22 protein-coding genes, 1 tRNA gene and 1 riboswitch are annotated in these 18775 nt (G+C 38.5%); of the genes, 6 read left to right on the top strand and 17 right to left on the bottom strand.

The window, feature by feature from the left end; genetic code table 11:
- The first annotated feature begins 327 nt into the window (after window positions 1–327).
- Complete coding sequence (locus BVC88_RS05120) at window positions 328–789, top strand: CBS domain-containing protein (protein WP_075349583.1); 462 nt, start codon at window positions 328–330, stop codon at window positions 787–789.
- A 25-nt stretch (window positions 790–814) separates the two neighbouring features.
- On the opposite strand, the gene BVC88_RS05115 is transcribed toward BVC88_RS05120, so the two are convergent.
- From BVC88_RS05115 to BVC88_RS05100, 4 genes are all read right to left on the bottom strand, one after another.
- Complete coding sequence (locus BVC88_RS05115) at window positions 815–1990, bottom strand: trans-sulfuration enzyme family protein (RefSeq protein ID WP_075349582.1); 1176 nt, start codon at window positions 1988–1990, stop codon at window positions 815–817.
- Between the two features lie 92 nt (window positions 1991–2082).
- Window positions 2083–2185: riboswitch (SAM riboswitch) on the bottom strand.
- A 60-nt stretch (window positions 2186–2245) separates the two neighbouring features.
- A complete protein-coding gene (gene pth / locus BVC88_RS05110; RefSeq protein WP_075349581.1) occupies window positions 2246–2806 on the bottom strand; it encodes an aminoacyl-tRNA hydrolase in 561 nt (186 codons plus the stop codon).
- A gap of 77 nt (window positions 2807–2883) precedes the next feature.
- A complete protein-coding gene (locus BVC88_RS05105; protein ID WP_075349580.1) occupies window positions 2884–3465 on the bottom strand; it encodes a 50S ribosomal protein L25/general stress protein Ctc in 582 nt (193 codons plus the stop codon).
- A gap of 27 nt (window positions 3466–3492) precedes the next feature.
- Complete coding sequence (locus BVC88_RS05100) at window positions 3493–4419, bottom strand: ribose-phosphate pyrophosphokinase (protein ID WP_075349579.1); 927 nt, start codon at window positions 4417–4419, stop codon at window positions 3493–3495.
- A gap of 301 nt (window positions 4420–4720) precedes the next feature.
- On the opposite strand from BVC88_RS05100, the gene BVC88_RS05095 reads away from it, so the two are divergent.
- Window positions 4721–7438, top strand: a complete 2718-nt coding sequence (locus BVC88_RS05095; RefSeq protein WP_075349578.1) for a M14 family metallopeptidase — start codon at window positions 4721–4723, stop codon at window positions 7436–7438.
- Window positions 7439–7516: 78 nt separating this feature from the next.
- On the opposite strand, the gene BVC88_RS05090 is transcribed toward BVC88_RS05095, so the two are convergent.
- Complete coding sequence (locus tag BVC88_RS05090) at window positions 7517–8374, bottom strand: dienelactone hydrolase family protein (protein ID WP_075349889.1); 858 nt, start codon at window positions 8372–8374, stop codon at window positions 7517–7519.
- Window positions 8375–8443: 69 nt separating this feature from the next.
- Here BVC88_RS05090 and BVC88_RS05085 point away from each other — a divergent pair, with 69 nt between their 5' ends.
- Window positions 8444–9160 (top strand): EcsC family protein, encoded by a 717-nt coding sequence (locus tag BVC88_RS05085; RefSeq protein ID WP_075349577.1) that lies wholly within the window; start codon window positions 8444–8446, stop codon window positions 9158–9160.
- Window positions 9161–9251: 91 nt separating this feature from the next.
- On the opposite strand, the gene BVC88_RS05080 is transcribed toward BVC88_RS05085, so the two are convergent.
- Window positions 9252–9324: transfer RNA gene (locus BVC88_RS05080), tRNA-Gln, on the bottom strand.
- A gap of 307 nt (window positions 9325–9631) precedes the next feature.
- Between BVC88_RS05080 and BVC88_RS05070 the strand changes: the two genes are divergently transcribed.
- The gene (locus tag BVC88_RS05070) at window positions 9632–9877 is read left to right on the top strand and encodes a hypothetical protein (RefSeq protein WP_075349575.1); all 246 of its coding nucleotides are present in this window, start codon (window positions 9632–9634) and stop codon (window positions 9875–9877) included.
- 70 nt (window positions 9878–9947) lie between these two features.
- Here BVC88_RS05070 and rplI read toward each other — a convergent pair whose 3' ends face one another.
- The 4 genes from rplI to BVC88_RS05050 all read right to left on the bottom strand — a co-directional run bounded on the left by rplI (window position 9948) and on the right by BVC88_RS05050 (window position 12106).
- A complete protein-coding gene (gene rplI, locus BVC88_RS05065) occupies window positions 9948–10391 on the bottom strand; it encodes a 50S ribosomal protein L9 (RefSeq protein WP_075349574.1) in 444 nt (147 codons plus the stop codon).
- Window positions 10392–10426: 35 nt separating this feature from the next.
- Window positions 10427–10678 (bottom strand): 30S ribosomal protein S18, encoded by a 252-nt coding sequence (rpsR, locus tag BVC88_RS05060; protein WP_057937597.1) that lies wholly within the window; start codon window positions 10676–10678, stop codon window positions 10427–10429.
- Complete coding sequence (gene rpsF / locus BVC88_RS05055) at window positions 10675–11046, bottom strand: 30S ribosomal protein S6 (RefSeq protein ID WP_075349573.1); 372 nt, start codon at window positions 11044–11046, stop codon at window positions 10675–10677. The genes rpsR and rpsF overlap by 4 nt, the downstream gene beginning before the upstream one ends.
- A gap of 130 nt (window positions 11047–11176) precedes the next feature.
- Window positions 11177–12106 carry a coiled-coil domain-containing protein gene (locus tag BVC88_RS05050; RefSeq protein ID WP_075349572.1) on the bottom strand — a complete coding sequence of 310 codons (930 nt, stop codon included), beginning with the start codon at window positions 12104–12106 and terminating at the stop codon, window positions 11177–11179.
- Window positions 12107–12129: 23 nt separating this feature from the next.
- On the opposite strand from BVC88_RS05050, the gene BVC88_RS05045 reads away from it, so the two are divergent.
- Window positions 12130–12720, top strand: a complete 591-nt coding sequence (locus BVC88_RS05045; protein ID WP_075349571.1) for a methyltransferase — start codon at window positions 12130–12132, stop codon at window positions 12718–12720.
- On the opposite strand, the gene BVC88_RS05040 is transcribed toward BVC88_RS05045, so the two are convergent.
- Both BVC88_RS05040 and apaG read right to left on the bottom strand, forming a co-directional pair.
- Window positions 12709–13512 (bottom strand): O-methyltransferase, encoded by an 804-nt coding sequence (locus tag BVC88_RS05040; protein WP_245803598.1) that lies wholly within the window; start codon window positions 13510–13512, stop codon window positions 12709–12711. The two genes, BVC88_RS05045 and BVC88_RS05040, sit on opposite strands and share 12 nt — an antisense overlap.
- Window positions 13490–13876, bottom strand: a complete 387-nt coding sequence (gene apaG / locus BVC88_RS05035) for a Co2+/Mg2+ efflux protein ApaG (RefSeq protein ID WP_075349569.1) — start codon at window positions 13874–13876, stop codon at window positions 13490–13492. Before apaG ends, BVC88_RS05040 begins: the two co-directional genes overlap by 23 nt.
- Before the next feature lie 62 nt (window positions 13877–13938).
- On the opposite strand from apaG, the gene ung reads away from it, so the two are divergent.
- Complete coding sequence (gene ung / locus BVC88_RS05030) at window positions 13939–14601, top strand: uracil-DNA glycosylase (protein ID WP_075349568.1); 663 nt, start codon at window positions 13939–13941, stop codon at window positions 14599–14601.
- A gap of 41 nt (window positions 14602–14642) precedes the next feature.
- Here ung and lepB read toward each other — a convergent pair whose 3' ends face one another.
- From lepB to BVC88_RS05005, 5 genes are read right to left on the bottom strand one after another with little or no spacing between them, the layout of a single operon-like run.
- Complete coding sequence (lepB, locus tag BVC88_RS05025; protein WP_075349567.1) at window positions 14643–15719, bottom strand: signal peptidase I; 1077 nt, start codon at window positions 15717–15719, stop codon at window positions 14643–14645.
- Between the two features lie 14 nt (window positions 15720–15733).
- Complete coding sequence (dapB, locus tag BVC88_RS05020) at window positions 15734–16456, bottom strand: 4-hydroxy-tetrahydrodipicolinate reductase (protein ID WP_075349566.1); 723 nt, start codon at window positions 16454–16456, stop codon at window positions 15734–15736.
- A gap of 3 nt (window positions 16457–16459) precedes the next feature.
- Complete coding sequence (locus tag BVC88_RS05015; RefSeq protein ID WP_245803597.1) at window positions 16460–17056, bottom strand: DUF5683 domain-containing protein; 597 nt, start codon at window positions 17054–17056, stop codon at window positions 16460–16462.
- Window positions 17057–17058: 2 nt separating this feature from the next.
- Window positions 17059–17970, bottom strand: coding sequence for a ParB/RepB/Spo0J family partition protein (locus tag BVC88_RS05010; RefSeq protein ID WP_075349565.1), 912 nt, complete (start codon window positions 17968–17970; stop codon window positions 17059–17061).
- Window positions 17971–17972: 2 nt separating this feature from the next.
- The gene (locus tag BVC88_RS05005) at window positions 17973–18755 is read right to left on the bottom strand and encodes a ParA family protein (protein WP_075349564.1); all 783 of its coding nucleotides are present in this window, start codon (window positions 18753–18755) and stop codon (window positions 17973–17975) included.
- Window positions 18756–18775 lie beyond the last annotated feature (20 nt).

The raw sequence follows: 18775 nt of genomic DNA, 5'->3' as shown, positions 1-18775 counted from the left end.
AATTGGAAAAAATCATAATTACATGATTTTTCTAGAAAGATGCGAGTTGACTTATTTCTTTGCTTTTCTAGAGGGATGTCGGATGACCGTTGACTGATGTAAACCAAATTTAGGTCTAACCCTAATTTTATTAGGGCTATCTCTTTCTACTGATGTAAAGGCGGGTATACATATTAAATTAAAAGCATAAAGTTTTCTCAAAATAATAAACTGGATATAAGAATATATTCAGTTTATTATTTTGATTATTTAGTTTTTCAAAACTCTTATTTGCTATTTCACTATTTTTTCAGTAAGTTATTTTTCGCTCAATAAATTATTTTAGTCATGGTAAAAAGTTTTCAAGGGGTTCGAGTGGTAGAACCAAAAAAGGCTCCAATTCAAAATATCACTGTTAAGGATCATATGTCTACCAAATTAATCACTTTCAAGGAGGATGATACTATTGAACAGGTTATGGAGGCCTTGACAAAGAAGAAAATCTCAGGTGCGCCTGTAGTTGATCATTCTGGGGCCTTGGTAGGTATTATTTCAGAGGTCGATTGTCTCCGGGAGATCATCAAGGGGAAATATTCCAATACTCCCAAATTTCCTGCAAAAGTGAGTGAACATATGACCAAGGACGTGATTACACTTTCACCTGATCTTTCACTTTTTGATGCGGCACAAAAATTTTTGGAATTGAGAATAAGGAGATTCCCTGTCCTTAAAGAAGGGAAATTGGTAGGGCAAATTAGCTTGAGTGATGTGATTCGCGCCTTTCCAAAGCTAAATCAAACTACTTGGTAAAAAGAAAGCCCGAAAAGGGCTTTTCTTATTTTGACTGATCTAATGCTTGTGACACGTCTGAGATAATGTCTTCAAAATGCTCCAATCCTACAGATAATCTAATCAATCCATTAGTGATTCCCACCTGTTGGCGCTCCTCTTCACTAAGTTTGCTGTGAGTGGTCGAAGCGGGATGAGTCACAATACTCCTGCTATCTCCAAGATTTGCAGTTACAGAGATCATCTTAAGCTTGTCTATGAATCTCTGAGCTCGCTCCAATCCTCCTTTTAGATCCAAAGTAATAATTCCACCTCCTTGACTCATTTGCTTTTTGGCTAAATCGAACTGCGGATGAGATTCTAAAAAAGGATATTTTACAAAATTGATTTCTTTAGTTCCATCGAAATACTCGGCAACTTTTAAGGCGTTGGAGCAATGTCTATCCATCCGAACACCGAGCGTTTCCATACTCTTTGAAAGAATCCAGGCATTGAACGGTGAGATTGCAGGCCCAGTATGACGAGTAAAAAACTGGACTTCTTTGATCAAATCAGCCCTTCCAAGTATTAATCCTCCTAAGACTCTTCCTTGTCCATCGATGTATTTGGTAGCGCTGTGAGTCACTATATCTGCTCCCCATTTGGCTGGTTGTTGCAAATAAGGGGTAGCAAAACAATTGTCTACCACTAAAATCAAATTATGCGCCTTTGAAAATTTACCAGCCCATTCCAAGTCAATGATCTCCAGTCCCGGATTAGAAGGGGTTTCAATAAAAAGCATTTTGGTGTTTGGTTGAACCAGTTTTTCCCAATTCTCAAAATCGGAAATATCACCATAAGTCGAAGTGATTCCCCATTTGGGAAATACTCTTGTAAGCAGTTGGTGTGTAGAGCCGAAAAGTGACCTAGCAGCTAGAACATGATCCCCTTGCTGAAGTAATGAAGCAATACTTCCAAACATCGCAGCCATACCAGATGCAGTGGCAATACCATCATCAGTTCCTTCGGCTGAACAGACTTTCTGGATCAAATCACTTGAATTTGGATTCGCATACCTGGAATAAATATTACCCTCGATTTCATCCGCAAAAGTTGCTCTTGCTTCTTCTGCTGAATCAAAAGTAAAACTTGAGGTCAAATAAAGCGGTGCGCTGTGTTCCTTTTGGTTAGACTTGGAAGGGGAAATCCGGATAGAATTGGTTTCGAAATGTGTACTCATCATGGTGTGGGTTTAAAATAGACTTTCCAGAAAGATTCTAAGAAATCTTACCCGATGAGAATCAAGAATAAAAAATGGGATTAAAGATGTAAGCCAATTTATCATTCCCGGATCGGGTAGGATTTGGCACCTTTTCGAAATATCGAATGGTTGCCAGAGGGTCATAGAGCCTAATCTCTCGCCTCTTCTTTATAAATCAGTTTCCTGAAGTGAGTACAAATAAATGCCGAATAACTGGAAATCCAAAATTTGGATCAATCAATCGTTGAATTGATTCATTGTCCGCTCAATACCAATGGTACAAAAGGCTAGAATCATTTCAATGGCCTTGTCCATCATGGCTGGCAAGGCATCAAACTCGCTTTGGGTAAATCTGCCCAAAACAAAGTCTACTTGCCTCCCTTTTGGAAAATTATCTCCAATTCCCATTCGGAGACGGGGGTAATTTTGACCACCAGTAAGTTCTTCAATGTTTTTTAGCCCATTATGACCGGCAGCACTTCCTTTAGGTTTCATTCTTAGCTTTTCGAAAGGAATAGCCACATCATCCACCACCACCAGAATATTTTCTTTCTGGATTTGAAGGGTTTTCATCCAATAATTTACTGCCTTTCCACTTAGGTTCATGTAGGTCGTGGGCTTGATCAAATGAATAGATCTGCCTTTATGTTTGAATTCTGTTTTGAATGCAAGGCGATCGCTAGTCCAAGTACATGATTCTTTTTCAGCTAATCTATCTAAAGTCAAAAAGCCAATATTGTGTCTTGTGAGCTCATACTCAGGACCAATATTCCCCAATCCTATAATTAAGTATTTCATTTTTCGATTCTAAAATGCCATGAAAATAAAAAATCCTGCCTAAAAGGGCAGGATTTAGAATTAATTTATAGAAAAGATTATGCTTCTTCGCCAACCTTCTTACCTCTAAGTGCTCTTGGAATTCCAATAGTCACGATAGAAACGTTTGGACTAGTCAAGATTTCAAAACCTTCTACAGATAGATCTTCAACTTTGAAAGATTTACCTAAGTCAAGCGAAGAAATATTCACCTCAACGAAATCAGGAAGTGAATTTGCAAGACCCTTAACTTTAAGAACTCTGGTTTTTAATTCCAACTTACCACCTTTGGCAATACCTGGGGAGTTTCCTACGATTTTAACAGGAATTTCAAATTTAATTGGCTTTTCTTCAGAATAAGCAACAAAATCAGCATGAAGGATCATTTCACTAACTGGGTGAAACTGTGCATCTTTCAAGATCGCTTTGATGATTTTTCCTTCGATGTTCAACTCAACTAAGTGAACTTCAGGAGTGTAAATTAAGTCTCTGAACAAAATGATCGGAGAGTAGAAATGAATCTGCTCTGGAATACCTGGTCCGTAAACGACGCAAGGAACATTGCCAGCTTCTCTTAGCTCAGTTAGACTTGCACTGTCGAGATTTGCTCTTTTAAACCCTATAACCTCTAGTGTTTTCATATATGTGTATTTTAAAATTGGTTCTCTTTAAATAAATAAGGAACTGATTGAAGTGTTTCCTGTCACTGCATGAATCGCTTTTCCAAACAATTCAGCTACAGTCAGCGCTCTGATCTTTGAAGATGACTGCTTCATCGAAATCGTGTCTGTAATAACAAGTTCTAACAATTTCGAATTTTCAATATTTTCGTAAGCCTTTCCAGAAAGGACTCCATGTGTAGCAATAGCTCTTACTGAAGTTGCTCCTTTCTCAATGAGGATTTCAGCAGCTTTGCAGAGCGTGCCTGCTGTATCTACCAAATCATCTACGAGAATCACATCTTTTCCTTCTACATCACCAATAACCTGCATGGATGCAATCTCATTGGCTCTTTTTCTATGCTTATCACAGACTACCATTTCTACCTCAAAATGCTTGGCGTAGGCCCTTGCTCTGGCTACTCCTCCCACATCTGGTGCTGCGAAAATCATATTTTCCAACCGCAGTGAGTTCAAATAGGGCACAAAAATAGCTGATCCATTCAAATGATCCAAAGGTATGTCGAAAAAACCTTGAATTTGTCCGGCATGAAGGTCACAAGTCATGATTCGATCTGCTCCTGCAGAAGTGAGCATATTAGCAATTAGCTTAGCTGCAATAGACACACGAGGTCTATCCTTTCGGTCTTGACGAGCATATCCGAAGTAGGGGATCACTGCGCAAACTTTATATGCACTTGCACGCTTAGCCGCATCAATCATGAGGCAAAGCTCTAACAGATTGTCACTTGGAGGTGTGGTGCTTTGCACTAAGAAGACGGTACAGCCTCTAATAGATTCGTCAAAACTTGGAGACAGTTCCCCATCGCTGAATTTAGAAAGGGTGAGCTCTCCCAACCTCTTCCCATAACTTTTAGCGATTTTTTCTCCTAATTTTTGACTGTTTGTTCCGGCAAAGATTTTGACCTCGGACATAGCTGAGTAGTTTTTTTGAAAGAAATTTAGCTTGGTTAGGCAAAAGTAACAATTCCTTTTTAGGAAGGCTAAATCCTATGAAGACATTCAAAAGTTTCTTCTCTCTATTTTTTGGTTAAGGCAGAAAACATATGAAAATACTTCAAAAGTATCTGGGATGTGTTAAACCATTTCTAGACTTCAATGCTTAAAATTCCCGATCCTGTAATTTTTTGACATAAACAGAGAATACTTCCACTTCCCCTTAGTTTTTCATGCTATTTTAGGAATTAGGTCCTATTTCGAACCAAATTATACCCTTATGAGAATACGTTTTACATTCTTTGTTCTGCTGCTCTTTTGCGTTGCAAATCTATCCGCGCAGAATATTCCAACACCAAAATCCCATTTTGGATTTGATATTGGCGATGATTATATGCTCGCTAATTTTACTCAGACTGAGGCTTATTTTAAAAAAGTAGCAGATGCTAGCGACCGGGTTCGACTTAGCAGTATTGGAAAGACCGAATATGGTCGTGAGCAACCAATGATGATCGTAACTGCTCCTTCAAACTTTGCGAAGCTTGACCGCTATAAAGAGATTTCTCAGAAACTAGCTCGAGCCGAAATGAGCCGTGAGGAAGCCGAGCAGCTGATTATCGAGGGGAAACCTGTCGTTTGGATTGACGGGGGGCTTCATGCAAATGAAGTAGTAGGTCCTCATCAATTAATCCAAACACTTTATGAATTGGCATCTAGGAATGATGCTGAGACCATGAAGATTTTGGATGAGGTGATCATTCTTTTGGTTCATGCTAATCCTGACGGAATGGAAATCATGTCCGATTGGTACATGCGAAAAGAAGATCCGACCAAGCGTGACCAGAATATTCCTATTCTTTATCAGAAATATGTGGGTCATGATAACAATCGTGATTTCTACATGAACAATATGAGTGAAGCTGAGAATATGTCCCGTCAGCAATACATTGAGTGGATCCCTCAGATTATCTATAATCACCACCAATCTGGACCTGCTGGTACTGTAGTTGCCGGACCTCCTTATCGTGATCCGTTTAATCATGTATTTGATCCCTTGATCATCACTAGTTTGGATGCAGTAGGTGCTGCAATGATTAATCGTCTTCACCAGGAAGATCGTCCTGGCTATACAAGACTGGGAGGCTCAGTCTTTTCTACTTGGTGGAACGGTGGATTAAGAACCACACCTTATTATCACAACCAAATAGGAATCTTGACAGAGATTATTGGAAACCCGACTCCTTCCAGTGTCCCTCTAGTTCCAGACAGATTAATTCCTAACAATGCAAATCCTTTCCCAATTACTCCAAGGGATTGGCATTTTAAAACTTCGATCGATTACTCAGTTTCTTTGAACTATGCGATTTTAAATCATGCAGTTAGGAGTGGCGATGATTTGCTTCGTAATATCTATATCATGGGAAGAAGATCTATTGACCGAGGAAACACAGATACATGGACCATGTATCCAAAAAATTCCCAGGCAATAGAAGCTGCTTATGCCAAGGCTCAAAAAGCAAAAAAAGAGGATGATGAGGAAGAGGCATATTTTGGTTTCAGATCTGGAGTTCCCACTCAATTTTATGATTCAATCTATAAAGATCCTTCAAGAAGAGATCCAAGAGGGTATATACTTTCTGCAGATCAGCCTGATTTCCCTACTGCAATCAAATTTTTAAATGCATTGATTAAGTCTGGAATCCAAGTTCATCAGGCTACTAGTGATTTTAAAGTCAATGGAAAATCATACCCTGCCAATTCCTACATCGTCAAAACAGCACAGGCTTTTCGACCTCACGTGATTGACATGTTTGAGCCACAAGATCATCCAAACGACTTTCTCTATCCAGGAGGCCCTCCAATTCGGCCATATGATGCTGCTGGTTGGACGCTGGCTTTTCAAATGGGTTCTGAGATTGATAGGATCTATGAGGATTTCTCAGGCCCTTTTAAAGCTTTACCATACGGAGAGCTTCAAACTCCTCCTTCCAAAGCTCTTGCCAATGGATCTGGGTATCTTTTAGATGCAAGGAATAATAACAGTTTTATGGCTGTGAATGACTTATTAAAAGCCAAAGTGAAAGTCTATAGAACAACTACAGCCTCCAACGGGATGCCGGCGGGGTCTTTTTATATTTCAGGTGGGAAAGCACTTTTGAGTAAAGCAGCAACTGAGTATGGGGTTTATCCAGAGCCGGTAGCAGCAATGCCAAAGGGTGCCAAAGAGATTAAGCCTTCAAGAATTGCACTTTATGACTATTATGGAGGTTCAATGCCATCTGGATGGGTACGCTGGATGATGGAGCAGTTTCATTTTGATTACCAACTGCTTTTCGCCAAGGAGATCAATGAAGGTGGACTGAATGATAAATATGATGTCATACTGTTCATTGGTCCAGGTATTCCAGGTCCGAACCAAGGCCGCTATGGAAGATCACTTCCTAAGCCTGAAGAGGTCGACTCCAAATATCATCACATGCTGGCAAGTTTTACCAAAGCGGAGTCTGTACCACAGTTGAAATCCTTCTTGGAAAAAGGCGGAGAAATTATCACAGTAGGTTCGGCTACAGATCTAGCTTTTCATTTAGGCTTACCTGTAAATGATGCATTGGTAGAATTGAATGAGAAGGGTGTAAGTAGGCCATTGAGTGGAGAGAAATATTATATCCCAGGATCTGTGCTGGAAATGCATGTCGATAATTCAGTTCCAATAAACTATGGCATGGGAGATAAAGCCTATATCATGTTCAATCGAAGTCCAGTATTCACCCTTTCGCCAAATGCGACCAATCAGGGAGTGAAGCCAATTGCTTGGTTTGGTGAGGAAGCGCCATTGAAAAGTGGATGGGCTTGGGGGCAATCCTATTTGAAAAACGGGGTAACAGCGTTTGAAGCAGAAATAGGAAAAGGTAAATTCTATGCTTTTGGACCTGAGATCACGTTCCGAGCTCAATCTCATGGTACGTTTAAAATGCTTTTCAACGGCTTATACAAGTAATCTTAATTTTCATTAAACAAGAAAAGCTATCAATTCCAATTGATAGCTTTTCTTGTATTAGTTTGTAGAGGATATAATTTAAACTTGAAATTTCCCTCTTAGATAGGTGATTGCCATTTCGTATGCTTCAGCGCTTGCTTCTGCATCATACTTAGGGTTGCTTGGGTTTGAAAATCCATGAACAGCTGGGAAGATTTTATAGGTCAACTTTTTGCCTGCCTCATCCATCTTTGAAGCAAAATCCTTGATGATTTCTTCAGAGATATATTGCTCCGTCGCAAAAAGACCCAAAACATCCGAATTCAATTTTTTGAGTTGCTCCAAATCTCTTACAGGCATACCATAGTACATTACTGATCCTATATTTTGTTCGGCAGTGATTAAAGCAGAACGAAGTGACCAAGCACCACCGAAGCACCAGCCTACATTAGCGATTTTAGCATTGGATCCAGCTAGTGCTTGTGCTCCTTTCACGATAGCTGTAAGTCGATCTTCATTTGCGCCCTGCATTAGTTTACCGGCTTCCTGAGGATTGGATGTGACTTGTCCATCGTACATGTCAAGAGCGATTACATTAACTTTTCCTTCCAGATCATGATAGAATTCATCAGCTTTAGATTTAATATGATCGTTTAGCCCCCACCATTCTTGGTATACAAAGAGCCATTTATCTGATGGTCCGTTTGATTTGATCAAATAGCCACTGGCGGTTTTTCCATCTGCTGTAGGATAAGTGGTCATTTCTCCATTCCCTGAAAATTCAATTTCTAAAGGAGCAGGGTGAAAAGATGCAAACCCAGGAGAATTTACAAACTGAGCCATGTCATCGGAATGACAGATGGTGATGTTCGTAAAAGGATCTATATTTTTTTGTTTTTCATTTGGGAAAAGAAAACCCCCTAACAGAAGAATGAGTAAATAAATAGGCTTAATCATATTGTTTAGATTTGGTATGTGGAATGATAGAGTAACCTGAAATTCCAATTTAAGTTTTTCAAACAGGAAATGGATAATTATACAAATTATGCGCATGCAGAACTAGGACTATGGCTATATCAAATGAAAAAGCCTCCTAGTTTCACAGGTCGGATTACTCATGGGATTCAAAGTAAAATTAATGACTGGATTCCTGAAAAAGTGCATCTGGCAATAACCACGGCTATTGAAAATATGGTGAAAGCGGTTATTTCGGGTTCAAGTTGGATTGTTCCTAAGCCTCACGAAAGTCTATCATTAAAGCAGCGAGAGTTCAAAGTAAGAAATAGAATTAAATGGTATAGGAATACCGCCTCAGTTGAAGGAGCGGTCACAGGAGCAGGAGGAATTCTGCTTGGTTTTGCGGATTTTCCTGCTTTTCTAACTATCAAAATGAAAATGCTTTTTGACATTGCAGCGCTTTACGGCTTTGATACCAAGAATTACCAAGAGCGTCTATTTCTACTGTATATTTTTCAAATCAGTTTTTCAACCCAAAGTAGGAGAAATGACTTAATTGGATTATTGGAAAATTGGGAGAGTTACCGCCATGATCTGCCAGAAGATTTGGGTGCTTTCGATTGGAGGACTTTTCAGCTGGATTATAGAGATTATATTGATTTGGCTAAGCTGGCTCAGCTCGTCCCAATAATCGGAGCAGGAGTGGGAGCGATAGCTAATTACAGATTGACAGAACACTTAGGGAAAAATGCAATGAATGCTTATAGGCTTCGAATTTTGAAATAGCCGGAAAGTGATCCCTTCACTATTTTATTAATCTGAAATAGAGTCGAACTAATAAAAAAAGCCCCGAATCTTTCGAATCGGGGCTTTTCTGTTGGTCTACTAGGGCTCGAACCTAGACTCTTCTGAACCAAAATCAGACGTGTTGCCAGTTACACCATAGACCAGTTTGACTCCTGAAACCTGGTAGGGTTCTTTAAAGTGTGACAAAGGTAGAATCTTAGCTGTTTTTTTCCAAACCAAGAATTAAAGTTTTTCCATTTTTTCAATAAATGCCTTTAGATCAGGGGGAAAAAAATGCTGGATAATTTCTTTTGAAATGGGAAAGTTTCAAAAAGATCATTTTTTTTGACTTATGCAATCGATTGAAAATTATGATTGTGATAATTATTGATGCTAAAAATTGTAAAAACAAAAATATTTATTCAGTTTTGGTCATAATTCATCAAGAAAACTACCAAACCTTAAAAAACTATGCAAATCGAAAAATTAGAAAAAACAGTTCCTGAAGTAGTTCAGAAGTTAGAGAAAGTAAAAGGTGGAGAAACTTTAGCTGCAGAATTATCTTGGTGCTGGGTGAGCTTCCAAAATGATCAAAATCCTATTGGAGTAATTCAAAAAGGAGAAGAGGCTATTGCGCTTTTTAAAGAAGCTAGAGAGAAAAACAGCAAATCTGTATCAAAAAAATTGATTGAAAGCTTTGAAAAGGCTTTGAGCTAAGTATCAAAAAGCTTAAGACATAAAAAAAACCCCGATTATTCGGGGTTTTTTTATGGGATGTGGATCAGTATTATTCTGCTACCACCAAGAATTTAGCTTGAGTTTTCACTTCTCTATGAAGGTCAACTTCTGCAGTAAATTCACCAGCTCCGTCTACAGGAGTGTTGATAGAGATTTTTTTACGATCAATTTCGATTCCGTGAGTAGCTAACGCGTCAGCGATTTGAAGTGTAGTTACTTTTCCGAAAATTTTACCTGATTCACCAATTTTTGCTTTGATCTCCAAAGTGATCGCTTCCACTTTAGCAGCGATGTTTTCAGCTTCTGTCTTGATTTTTTCAGCTTTATGAGCAGCTTGCTTGATGTTTTCAGCAAGAATCTTTTTGTTCGAACCTGTTGCTAAAACTGCAAATCCCTGGGGGATAAGGTAGTTTCTTCCGTAACCTGGCTTTACATCAACCAAGTCATTTTTATAGCCAAGACCTTTGATGTCTGTCTTTAGAATGATTTCCATTTGTAATGTTCTTTAATGTTGGACGATACAAGAAATTATTTCAACCCATCGGTTACGAATGGCAACAAAGCCAAATGTCTTGCTTTTTTGATGGCCTGAGCCACTTTTCTTTGGAACTTTGCAGAGTTACCTGTAAGTCTTCTTGGAAGGATTTTACCTTGCTCATTAACAAACTTCAACAAGAAATTAGGATCCTTGTAGTCAATGTACTTGATGCCGTGCTTCTTGAATCGGCAATACTTTTTTCTGATTTCGCCTCTATTGATTGGCTCGTTTACTAGTGTCATTTGGCAGCTTCCTCCTTAGCTTCAACTTTTTTGTTAAACTCTCCTTTTCTTCTTCTTTCGGCGTAAACAATTGAATGTTTGTCCAAAACAGTAGTCAAGAATCTCATCACTTTTTCATCTCTTCTAAATTCTAATTCGAATTTACGGATGATCGTTGGATCGGCCTTGAACTCAACCATCACATAGAAACCAGTAGTCTTCTTGTCGATAGCATAAGCCATCTTCTTGAGACCCCAATTTTCCACATTAATGACATCTGCCCCCTCTTCTTTTAACAAGTTTACAAACTTGTCGACAGTATCCTTCATCTGAACATCAGACAAAACGGGAGTTAAAATGAATACCGTCTCATAATTTCTTTGGAACATTTTGTAATGTGTTTAAGGAATTTGAATAAACAGACCGCAAAAGTAGTGGAATATCAGCTGTTTTCCAAATCATTATCCAAATGAAACGCGAGGTAAAAGTAAAAAAAAACCTCCCGTAGGAGGCTTTCGTTTATTTTACAGTGAAACTCTTCGAGCCAACTTGATAATTGTCTACAAAAATCCTGACTTCATGTGGTCCAGATACATAATCAGACCCTTTTTCATAGTAGAATACTAGTTCATTACCGGAATTGTCAAAGATCACATCTTGCTTAACAGTGTAGAATTGCTCATTGCCATTCATCATAAATGTTCCAGAACCCTTAGCTACATCAAAAATAGGTTGTGAATTAGGTGCTAAAACCTGTACGTAAATATTTCTCGGGCCTTTTTCAGCTACCTTATTGTCAGCTAGATTGAAGCTTACCTTTATTCGTTCGATTTGTCGGTTCTTAAAGTCTTTTGTGGTTTCCACTCGCTCTTTTCCTTTTGAATTTACTGCTGAAATCGATATGTTTTCAGCCTTCAGCATGGAGGCCACATTGACTTTTGCCTGTAGATTCTCTCTTTGAATATTCAATTGTGCCACTTCTTCTTCAATCTCGGCTTGAGTTGTTTTCAAATCTTGATTTTCAGAGTAAAGCTGCTGATTCATAGCACGTAGTTCAAGGATTTCCTGATCTTTTTCGGCGATCATTCCATTGTATGAATTGATTTTAGCATTTAGTGTAGCTATCTCAGATGCGCTTCTCTGACGGGATGAGTTACGTTCTGCAACTAATTGATTCTTTACTTCCTCTAGAGCTTTGATGTCTCCTCCGAGCTTTTCAATCTCTTGGATTCTGAGGTCTAACTGATAAGTAACGGAGTCTAATCTTTTGTTTAGATCGTTATTCTCTGTGGAAAGGATTAAGATTTCTTCTGTCTTTTTTGTACGATCTACGTAGTCAGTGTATAGCTTGATTCCACTAATGATGACTAGCAAGACCAAAACAATAATAATAATGTTCTTACCTTGTCCTTTCTTTTGAGCCGAATTTTTTTCAAATTCTGAATTCATAACTGAATTAATTTATAGGGATTATGATGTTTTTAGATGAAAACTACTGGACCGACAGGTACAAATTAGGTAAGACCGGTTGGGATATTGGGTTTCCATCTCCACCCATATTGCAATATTTAGACCAATTTGAAAATAAGGATGTTAAGATCTTGATCCCTGGGGCAGGAAATGCATATGAAGTAGAATATGCTTACGAAAATGGCTTCCAAAATGTGCATTTGCTAGATTTCTCTTCAGAGCCTATTCAAAGATTTAAAGCTAAAAATCCTGAATTTCCTGATAATCAAATTTTTCTGACTGATTTTTTTGAGCATCAAGGTCAATACGATTTAATTATTGAACAAACTTTCTTTTGTGCCTTGGATCCAGAACTTAGACCTGATTATGTTTCCAAAATGAAAAGCCTCCTCAAGCCCGGAGGAAAACTTGTTGGAGTGCTGTTTGATAGGAAATTCGATTTTGAAGGACCTCCTTTTGGAGGGGATAAGGTGGAGTACCTCAGTTATTTTGATCCGTTTTTTGAGATCAAAACTTTTTCGCCTTGTTATAATTCTATTCCTGAAAGGTTAGGTTCTGAGCTATTTATTATCCTGGAAAACTCAAAAGTCTAAGATTAGATGAGTTTTTTCGCCTGGGAATTGAAAGAATAAAACTCCTATTTCATAAAAATCTAAGCTCAATTTTACCTCGGGAAATTCTTGGATTTCTTTCCAAGCCTTTTCCATGCCTTTTGACCAATGAATATCTCCAATCGCAATGATTGATTCTGGACTTGTTTTTGAAATCAATTCTTTAAAAGACTTCATTGTGCCTTCGTAAGTATGGTTGGCATCAATAAAAGCAAAATCAATTTTCTTAATCTCGCTTAGCTCTTCAGGCAATGTGAAATTAATATCACCCGCCACGAATTTGACTTTGGATAGTTTGGAATCACCCTTTGCTACCTTTATTAATTCATCGGAAGCTTCAAATGTTAAAAGTTTGGTTTTTGTCACTTTATTAAGATATCGAGTAGTGATTCCTACACAGGTTCCTAATTCAATGACAATTTCCCCGTTTGTTTGAGTGCAAAAGTACTGCAGGAGTTGTGCAAATTTTCGGTTACTTGTACTGTATTTGGTGATTTTCGCTACTTCCCGAATAGGAGTGTTGACTTTTTTTGAACCTGCGCCTAGGTCAAGTACTGGAATTAACGTTTGACTTTGAAGAAGCTGATTTCTGAATTCTTCGATTTCAAGATCAGTATTTTTTCTTTCTTCAATAAATTTGAATAATTCCTTGTAGTGGTTGTATAATAACGGGGATTGAAGTGCGTATTTATCTTCTTTTTTCAGCCAATAAGAAAGGTACGCGAGAAAGGAATAGACCTTTTCGTTCAAATCAATTGTGGAAAATATTAGCAATCATCTGGAATTCTGGAACCTTTACTTCGATAGACTTTCCATCCATCAGCCGCTCCATAAAATATGAACCTCTCATTTTCCCTAAGCCTGATTTGAGGTTACAGCCAGACACATAACTATGCGACTCTCCGGGTTCTAAAATAGGTTGTTGGCCCACAACACCATTGCCTTCAACGATTTTTGGGGTTTCCGCAGCATCAAAAATCTCCCACTTTCTTCTTAAAAGTTGAATAGTCTGGTTGCTTTTGTTTTCAATGTTTACCTTGTAAGTAAATACATAATGATGTTGATGAGGACTAGAAAATTCTGCCTGATAGGTTACCTCTACACTGACTTTGACTCCGTCTGTTACTGCTGTGACCATTATGATTGTAGGTTGAAAGACTGTAAAGATACAATTCCAAATTAGAAATTCAATAATTATACATGGAAGTACAAATTGAACCCTCCTGGAAAGATGCTCTAAGTTCCGTTTTTGAACAAGAATTTTTTAAAGGATTAGTTTCCTTTGTGAAAGACGAGTTCAGACAAGGAAAAGTTTTTCCTCAAGGAAAAGATATATTCAATGCCTTTGAGCATTGTCCTCTAGATAAGGTGAAAGTGGTGATTCTTGGACAGGATCCTTATCATGGTCCGAATCAAGCACATGGTTTATCTTTCTCTGTGAGACCAGGGACTCCTTTTCCACCGAGTCTTCTGAATATTTTTAAAGAGATCAAAACAGACTTAGGGATTCCCATGCCTCCAAATGGAGATTTGACTCGATGGGCTGATCAAGGTGTATTCTTGCTTAATGCAACTTTGACAGTGAGAGCTCATGAAGCAGGATCCCATCAGAAAAAGGGCTGGGAGGAGTTTACTGATGAGGTGATTAGACTGATCAGTGTAAGAAAGGAGCATGTTGTTTTTTTGCTTTGGGGAGCATACGCACAGAAAAAAGTTGATTTGATCGACCAATCAAAACATTTGATTCTGAAAGCACCTCACCCAAGCCCCCTTAGTTCGCATCGAGGATTTTTTGGGTGTAAGCATTTTTCCAAAACGAATGACTATCTAATCGCCCAAGGTAAAGAACCAATAAATTGGTAAGAAAGAACGCCTCAAGAATATCATTCCCGAGGCGTTCTTTCTTATTCTATTCCTTTAAAGAATCTACTCCATCGAATTTTACTGAACATGGACTCATCTTTATCAAGTGAGAGCCAGAGAAACCATGCTTTGCCCACAATGTGATCTTCTGGTACAAATCCCCAATATCTTGAATCATAGGAATCGTGCCGATTGTCACCCATCATGAAATAATAATCTTGAGTAAAGGTATAGCTGTCCACTTTTTTGCCATCGATTAAAAGTTGGCCTTCTCTCAATTCCACATTTTCCAAGCCTTCATATTTCTCAATTGCAAAGCCATATTTTACTACATTCTCTTGAGTCATTTCAATTGTCCAGCCTTTCGCGGGAATTTTAAGTGGGCCGTAATTATCTCTATTCCAGCCAACCATATTACCATCAGGGAATATCCCTGTCTCCCCGGCCCCTGCAGATTGAATTCTTTTGGTCACAGAAGTAACCACAGGAGAGGATTCGAGTCTTTTAATTATTTCCTCTGTTGCAAATACCAAGTATCCAGCTCCATTACTAAAAGTCCCGAAGCTATCCTGATTTATACCGTATTCTTTGAAGAACTCTGCGTTTAAAGGTCTATTGGTAATTACATCATAGGAGAACTGCATCTCTTCTGGTTTGAATCCTACCTCTCCATTAACAATCAATTCACTTAACTTTATTTCAATTATATCACCAGGAGTACCCACTGCTCTTTTGATATAGTTAGTCTTGAGGTCGGTCGGGTATTGGAATTCTGTTGGATAGTTGAATACTACTACATCATTTCTTTCAACATCTGAAAATCCAGGAAGTCTATAATAGGGAAGTTGAATTGCATCACTATAGGAAGGGATCTCAGTACCCCAAATTTTTTGGTGAGTCAATGGTACTTGAAGAGGAGTTTTAGGGATCCTAGTTCCGTAATGCATTTTACTTACAAATAGAAAATCTCCCACTAGAAGGGATTTTTCCATTGAGGCTGTAGGGATTGTAAAGGGTTCTAGAAGTAGCCATCTGATTAAACTGGCAGCTACTACAGCAAATACAAGGGCGTCTACCCATTCTCTTGCCGGTGATTTTTTTGCTTTAGATTTACTCATATTAGGTTAAATGTTCAGAAAGATAGAAAATCATCCATAGAAAGTACCCCTTTCTTATCTTGAATCCACTCAGCAACTAAAATTGCACCAAGTGCAAAACCTTCTCTGCTATGAGCGGTATGTTTGATCTCAATGGTGTCTATCGTGGAAGTATAACTAATGATGTGCGTTCCAGGCGCAGGGTCTATCCTTTTGGATATAATTGGAAGTGAATGTTCATTTACACTTATCTGATCAGCTAATTGCCAGGTATTCAAAGAATCAATGTTACCAAGGATGCCTTCCGCAAGTGTGATAGCTGTGCCTGAAGGAGCATCTTTTTTGGCTGTGTGGTGGATCTCTTCAATAGCAGCTTGATATCCAGAAGTTTCATTCATCAGTTTAGCCAGAAACTGATTTACTTTAAAGAAGATATTGACTCCTATGCTGTAATTTGAGGCATAAAAGAATGTGCCATTTTTAGACTCAGTCAGGTTATCCAATTCAGCTTTTTGATCGAGCCATCCAGTAGTTCCAGATACAATTGGGATTCCTTTTTCTAAAGACCATTTAATGTTGGTGACAGCAGCTTCTGGTTGACTAAATTCAATAGCTACATCAACAAGTGAAGAATCTAATTTTTCTAAATCTGCAGTATTATCAATATTTATTTTTCCGACAATTTGATGGCCTCTTGATTCGGCGATTGCACCGATTAGTTGCCCCATTTTTCCATAGCCGAGTAAAAGAATTTTCATTATTTAAAATTTCAATTTGATAGAAAAGCCAACGGAATTATTATTAGCTGAGAAACTCTCGAGTTTAGGATCAATCTTTAATGCCAAATCATCTGATATATCAAACCCTGAAAGGTGTGCGTCAACGTTTGCATCAATTAGATTGAGTGCATAGATCGCTCCCAAAAGTATATAGCAAAGGTCTCGATTTCCCCTCCAATAATCTACATTTCGAACCAGTCCGTCCCGATTTAGATTTGGGAAATCTGTTGGCTCTCCATTGTCAGAAGCAATTAATGCTTCTTTGAAAACCTGATACCTGGTGTTATTATACCCGATAAAATATACATCCGTGATCAAGCCAGCATAAATGATTGGTACTTTCCAAGCCTTTTCATTGTAAACCTGTCCTGCTCCAGGAAGGATTGCTGAAAGCATGGTTGCCTTTCTTGGATTTTTTGGGAGATTGGAGTAATCCGGTTTTACTTTCTTTACAGGTTTGGGCCTGCTGGTTACTTCTTGACCGAAGGAAAATTGTGATGTAAGTAAAAACAAGAATATAAAGGCAACCAATGGTAGCTTTGCAAAATGGTAGCTATTATTTGGTTTGGGTAAGTTCAAGTTTAAATAAGATCGAGAATTTCTAAAATTCTGTTCAGGTCAGAAGTTGAAGTGAAAGGGATTTTGATCTCACCCTTATTCTTAGAATTCGTTTTCAAAGCCACTTTTGTTCCAAAATGTGAAGCAAGTTTCTGTTGAAGTTTGTTGATTTCGTATTTTTTAACAGGATCCAACTCTACTTTTTCTTTCTTTTCGGATCCGCCTTCGCTTAGTGCTTTCACCAAAGCCTCTACTTTTCTCACACTTAATTCTTCTTCAAGAGCTTTGTTGAATATAGCCAGTTGCTTGTCTACGTTTTCAATATTGATCAAAGCTCGGGCATGCCCCATTGAAAGTCTTTGATCGCGGATAGCTGCCTGGATTGTGGGAGGGAGTTTTAGTAATCTAAGGTAATTGTTGACAGTAGTTCGGTTTTTTCCAACACGGTCACCAAGCTCTTCTTGCTTAAGATCACATTCGGCGAGAAGTCTCTGGTAAGATTGCGCTATCTCCAGTGCATTTAGATTTTCTCTTTGAATATTTTCAATTAGCGCCATTTCCAGCATCTGCTGATCATTGGCAGTACGTACGTAAGCAGGAATTTCTGTCAATCCTGCCAACTTTGATGCTTGAAATCTACGCTCTCCTGAGATAAGTTGATACTCATCTGTATCAAGTTTCCGAACAGTTATTGGCTGGATTATCCCTTGAACTTTGATGGATTCTGAGAGTTCAAGCAAAGCCTCCTTGTCAAAATAGACTCTAGGCTGATAAGGGTTGACTTGAATCTGAGTAACTGGGATTTCAAATATTCCCGTTTTGACTACTTCAGGAAGGAGGTCTTCAGATTTATGTTTTGCAGGACTATCTTCTAGCAAAGCACCTAATCCTCTTCCTAATGCACTTTTTTTCTTTATGGGTTTTTGATCTGCCATGATTAATTAGTCACTGTAGTAAGGCCGTTGCGCTGAGCTATCTCAGCAGCCAAATTCATATATGCAATTGCGCCTTTACCATCTGCATCAAATGCGATAGCTGGCAATCCAAAACTCGGAGCTTCACTTAATCTCACATTTCTTGGGATGATGGTTTCGAAAACCATTTTTTTAAAGTGAACTCTCACTTCTTCCACTACCTGATTTGAAAGTCTCAGGCGCATGTCATACATAGTCAACAAAATACCTTCAATTTCGAGATCAGGGTTGAGGCGAGTCTGAATAATCTTGATCGTATTTAATAATTTCCCCAATCCTTCCAAGGCGAAATATTCGCATTGTACGGGAATAATGACAGAATGAGCAGCCGTTAAGGCATTGATTGTGATTAGGCCAAGTGAAGGAGAGCAATCAATGATAATAAAATCATAGACATCAGTTAGTCCTGAAATTACTTTTTTCATTTTCTCCTCCCGATTTTCCATGTTAATCATCTCGACTTCTGCACCTACTAGATCAATATGAGATGGCACCAGATCAAGATTTGCGATTCCTGTAGAAACTATAATTTCACTGACGTCGATACCATCTACCATACATTCGTAAATGCTGGTATTAACAGCCTTTGGGTCTTGTCCCAGACCTGAAGTGGTATTAGCTTGAGGGTCAGCGTCGATAATTAGAGTTTTGTATTCCAAAACAGCCAGACTAGCTGCCAAATTCATCGCTGTGGTAGTTTTACCTACTCCGCCTTTTTGATTAGCAATTGCAATGATTTTTCCCATGTTGGTTTGAAAGGAGATTT

The sequence above is a fragment of the Algoriphagus marinus genome, assembly GCF_001936475.1.
GTDB classification, from domain to species: Bacteria; Bacteroidota; Bacteroidia; order Cytophagales; family Cyclobacteriaceae; genus Algoriphagus; species Algoriphagus marinus.
The sequence above is the reverse complement of the archived record's forward strand: the minus strand, read 5'-3'. Positions and strand labels throughout refer to the sequence as shown.

What these genes read in the sequence shown, in the direction of transcription:
- BVC88_RS05100 (WP_075349579.1), bottom strand. Translation starts at nt 4,419, where the DNA reads ATGTCCGAGGTCAAAATCTTTGCCGGAACAAACAGTCAAAAATTAGGA.
- apaG (WP_075349569.1), bottom strand. Translation starts at nt 13,876, where the DNA reads ATGGTCACAGCAGTAACAGACGGAGTCAAAGTCAGTGTAGAGGTAACC.
- ung (WP_075349568.1), top strand. Translation starts at nt 13,939, where the DNA reads ATGGAAGTACAAATTGAACCCTCCTGGAAAGATGCTCTAAGTTCCGTT.
- BVC88_RS05070 (WP_075349575.1), top strand. Translation starts at nt 9,632, where the DNA reads ATGCAAATCGAAAAATTAGAAAAAACAGTTCCTGAAGTAGTTCAGAAG.
- pth (WP_075349581.1), bottom strand. Translation starts at nt 2,806, where the DNA reads ATGAAATACTTAATTATAGGATTGGGGAATATTGGTCCTGAGTATGAG.
- dapB (WP_075349566.1), bottom strand. Translation starts at nt 16,456, where the DNA reads ATGAAAATTCTTTTACTCGGCTATGGAAAAATGGGGCAACTAATCGGT.
- BVC88_RS05085 (WP_075349577.1), top strand. Translation starts at nt 8,444, where the DNA reads ATGGATAATTATACAAATTATGCGCATGCAGAACTAGGACTATGGCTA.
- BVC88_RS05095 (WP_075349578.1), top strand. Translation starts at nt 4,721, where the DNA reads ATGAGAATACGTTTTACATTCTTTGTTCTGCTGCTCTTTTGCGTTGCA.
- BVC88_RS05050 (WP_075349572.1), bottom strand. Translation starts at nt 12,106, where the DNA reads ATGAATTCAGAATTTGAAAAAAATTCGGCTCAAAAGAAAGGACAAGGT.
- BVC88_RS05045 (WP_075349571.1), top strand. Translation starts at nt 12,130, where the DNA reads ATGATGTTTTTAGATGAAAACTACTGGACCGACAGGTACAAATTAGGT.
- BVC88_RS05010 (WP_075349565.1), bottom strand. Translation starts at nt 17,970, where the DNA reads ATGGCAGATCAAAAACCCATAAAGAAAAAAAGTGCATTAGGAAGAGGA.
- BVC88_RS05120 (WP_075349583.1), top strand. Translation starts at nt 328, where the DNA reads ATGGTAAAAAGTTTTCAAGGGGTTCGAGTGGTAGAACCAAAAAAGGCT.
- BVC88_RS05105 (WP_075349580.1), bottom strand. Translation starts at nt 3,465, where the DNA reads ATGAAAACACTAGAGGTTATAGGGTTTAAAAGAGCAAATCTCGACAGT.
- BVC88_RS05005 (WP_075349564.1), bottom strand. Translation starts at nt 18,755, where the DNA reads ATGGGAAAAATCATTGCAATTGCTAATCAAAAAGGCGGAGTAGGTAAA.
- rpsF (WP_075349573.1), bottom strand. Translation starts at nt 11,046, where the DNA reads ATGTTCCAAAGAAATTATGAGACGGTATTCATTTTAACTCCCGTTTTG.
- rplI (WP_075349574.1), bottom strand. Translation starts at nt 10,391, where the DNA reads ATGGAAATCATTCTAAAGACAGACATCAAAGGTCTTGGCTATAAAAAT.
- rpsR (WP_057937597.1), bottom strand. Translation starts at nt 10,678, where the DNA reads ATGACACTAGTAAACGAGCCAATCAATAGAGGCGAAATCAGAAAAAAG.
- lepB (WP_075349567.1), bottom strand. Translation starts at nt 15,719, where the DNA reads ATGAGTAAATCTAAAGCAAAAAAATCACCGGCAAGAGAATGGGTAGAC.
- BVC88_RS05090 (WP_075349889.1), bottom strand. Translation starts at nt 8,374, where the DNA reads ATGATTAAGCCTATTTATTTACTCATTCTTCTGTTAGGGGGTTTTCTT.
- BVC88_RS05115 (WP_075349582.1), bottom strand. Translation starts at nt 1,990, where the DNA reads ATGATGAGTACACATTTCGAAACCAATTCTATCCGGATTTCCCCTTCC.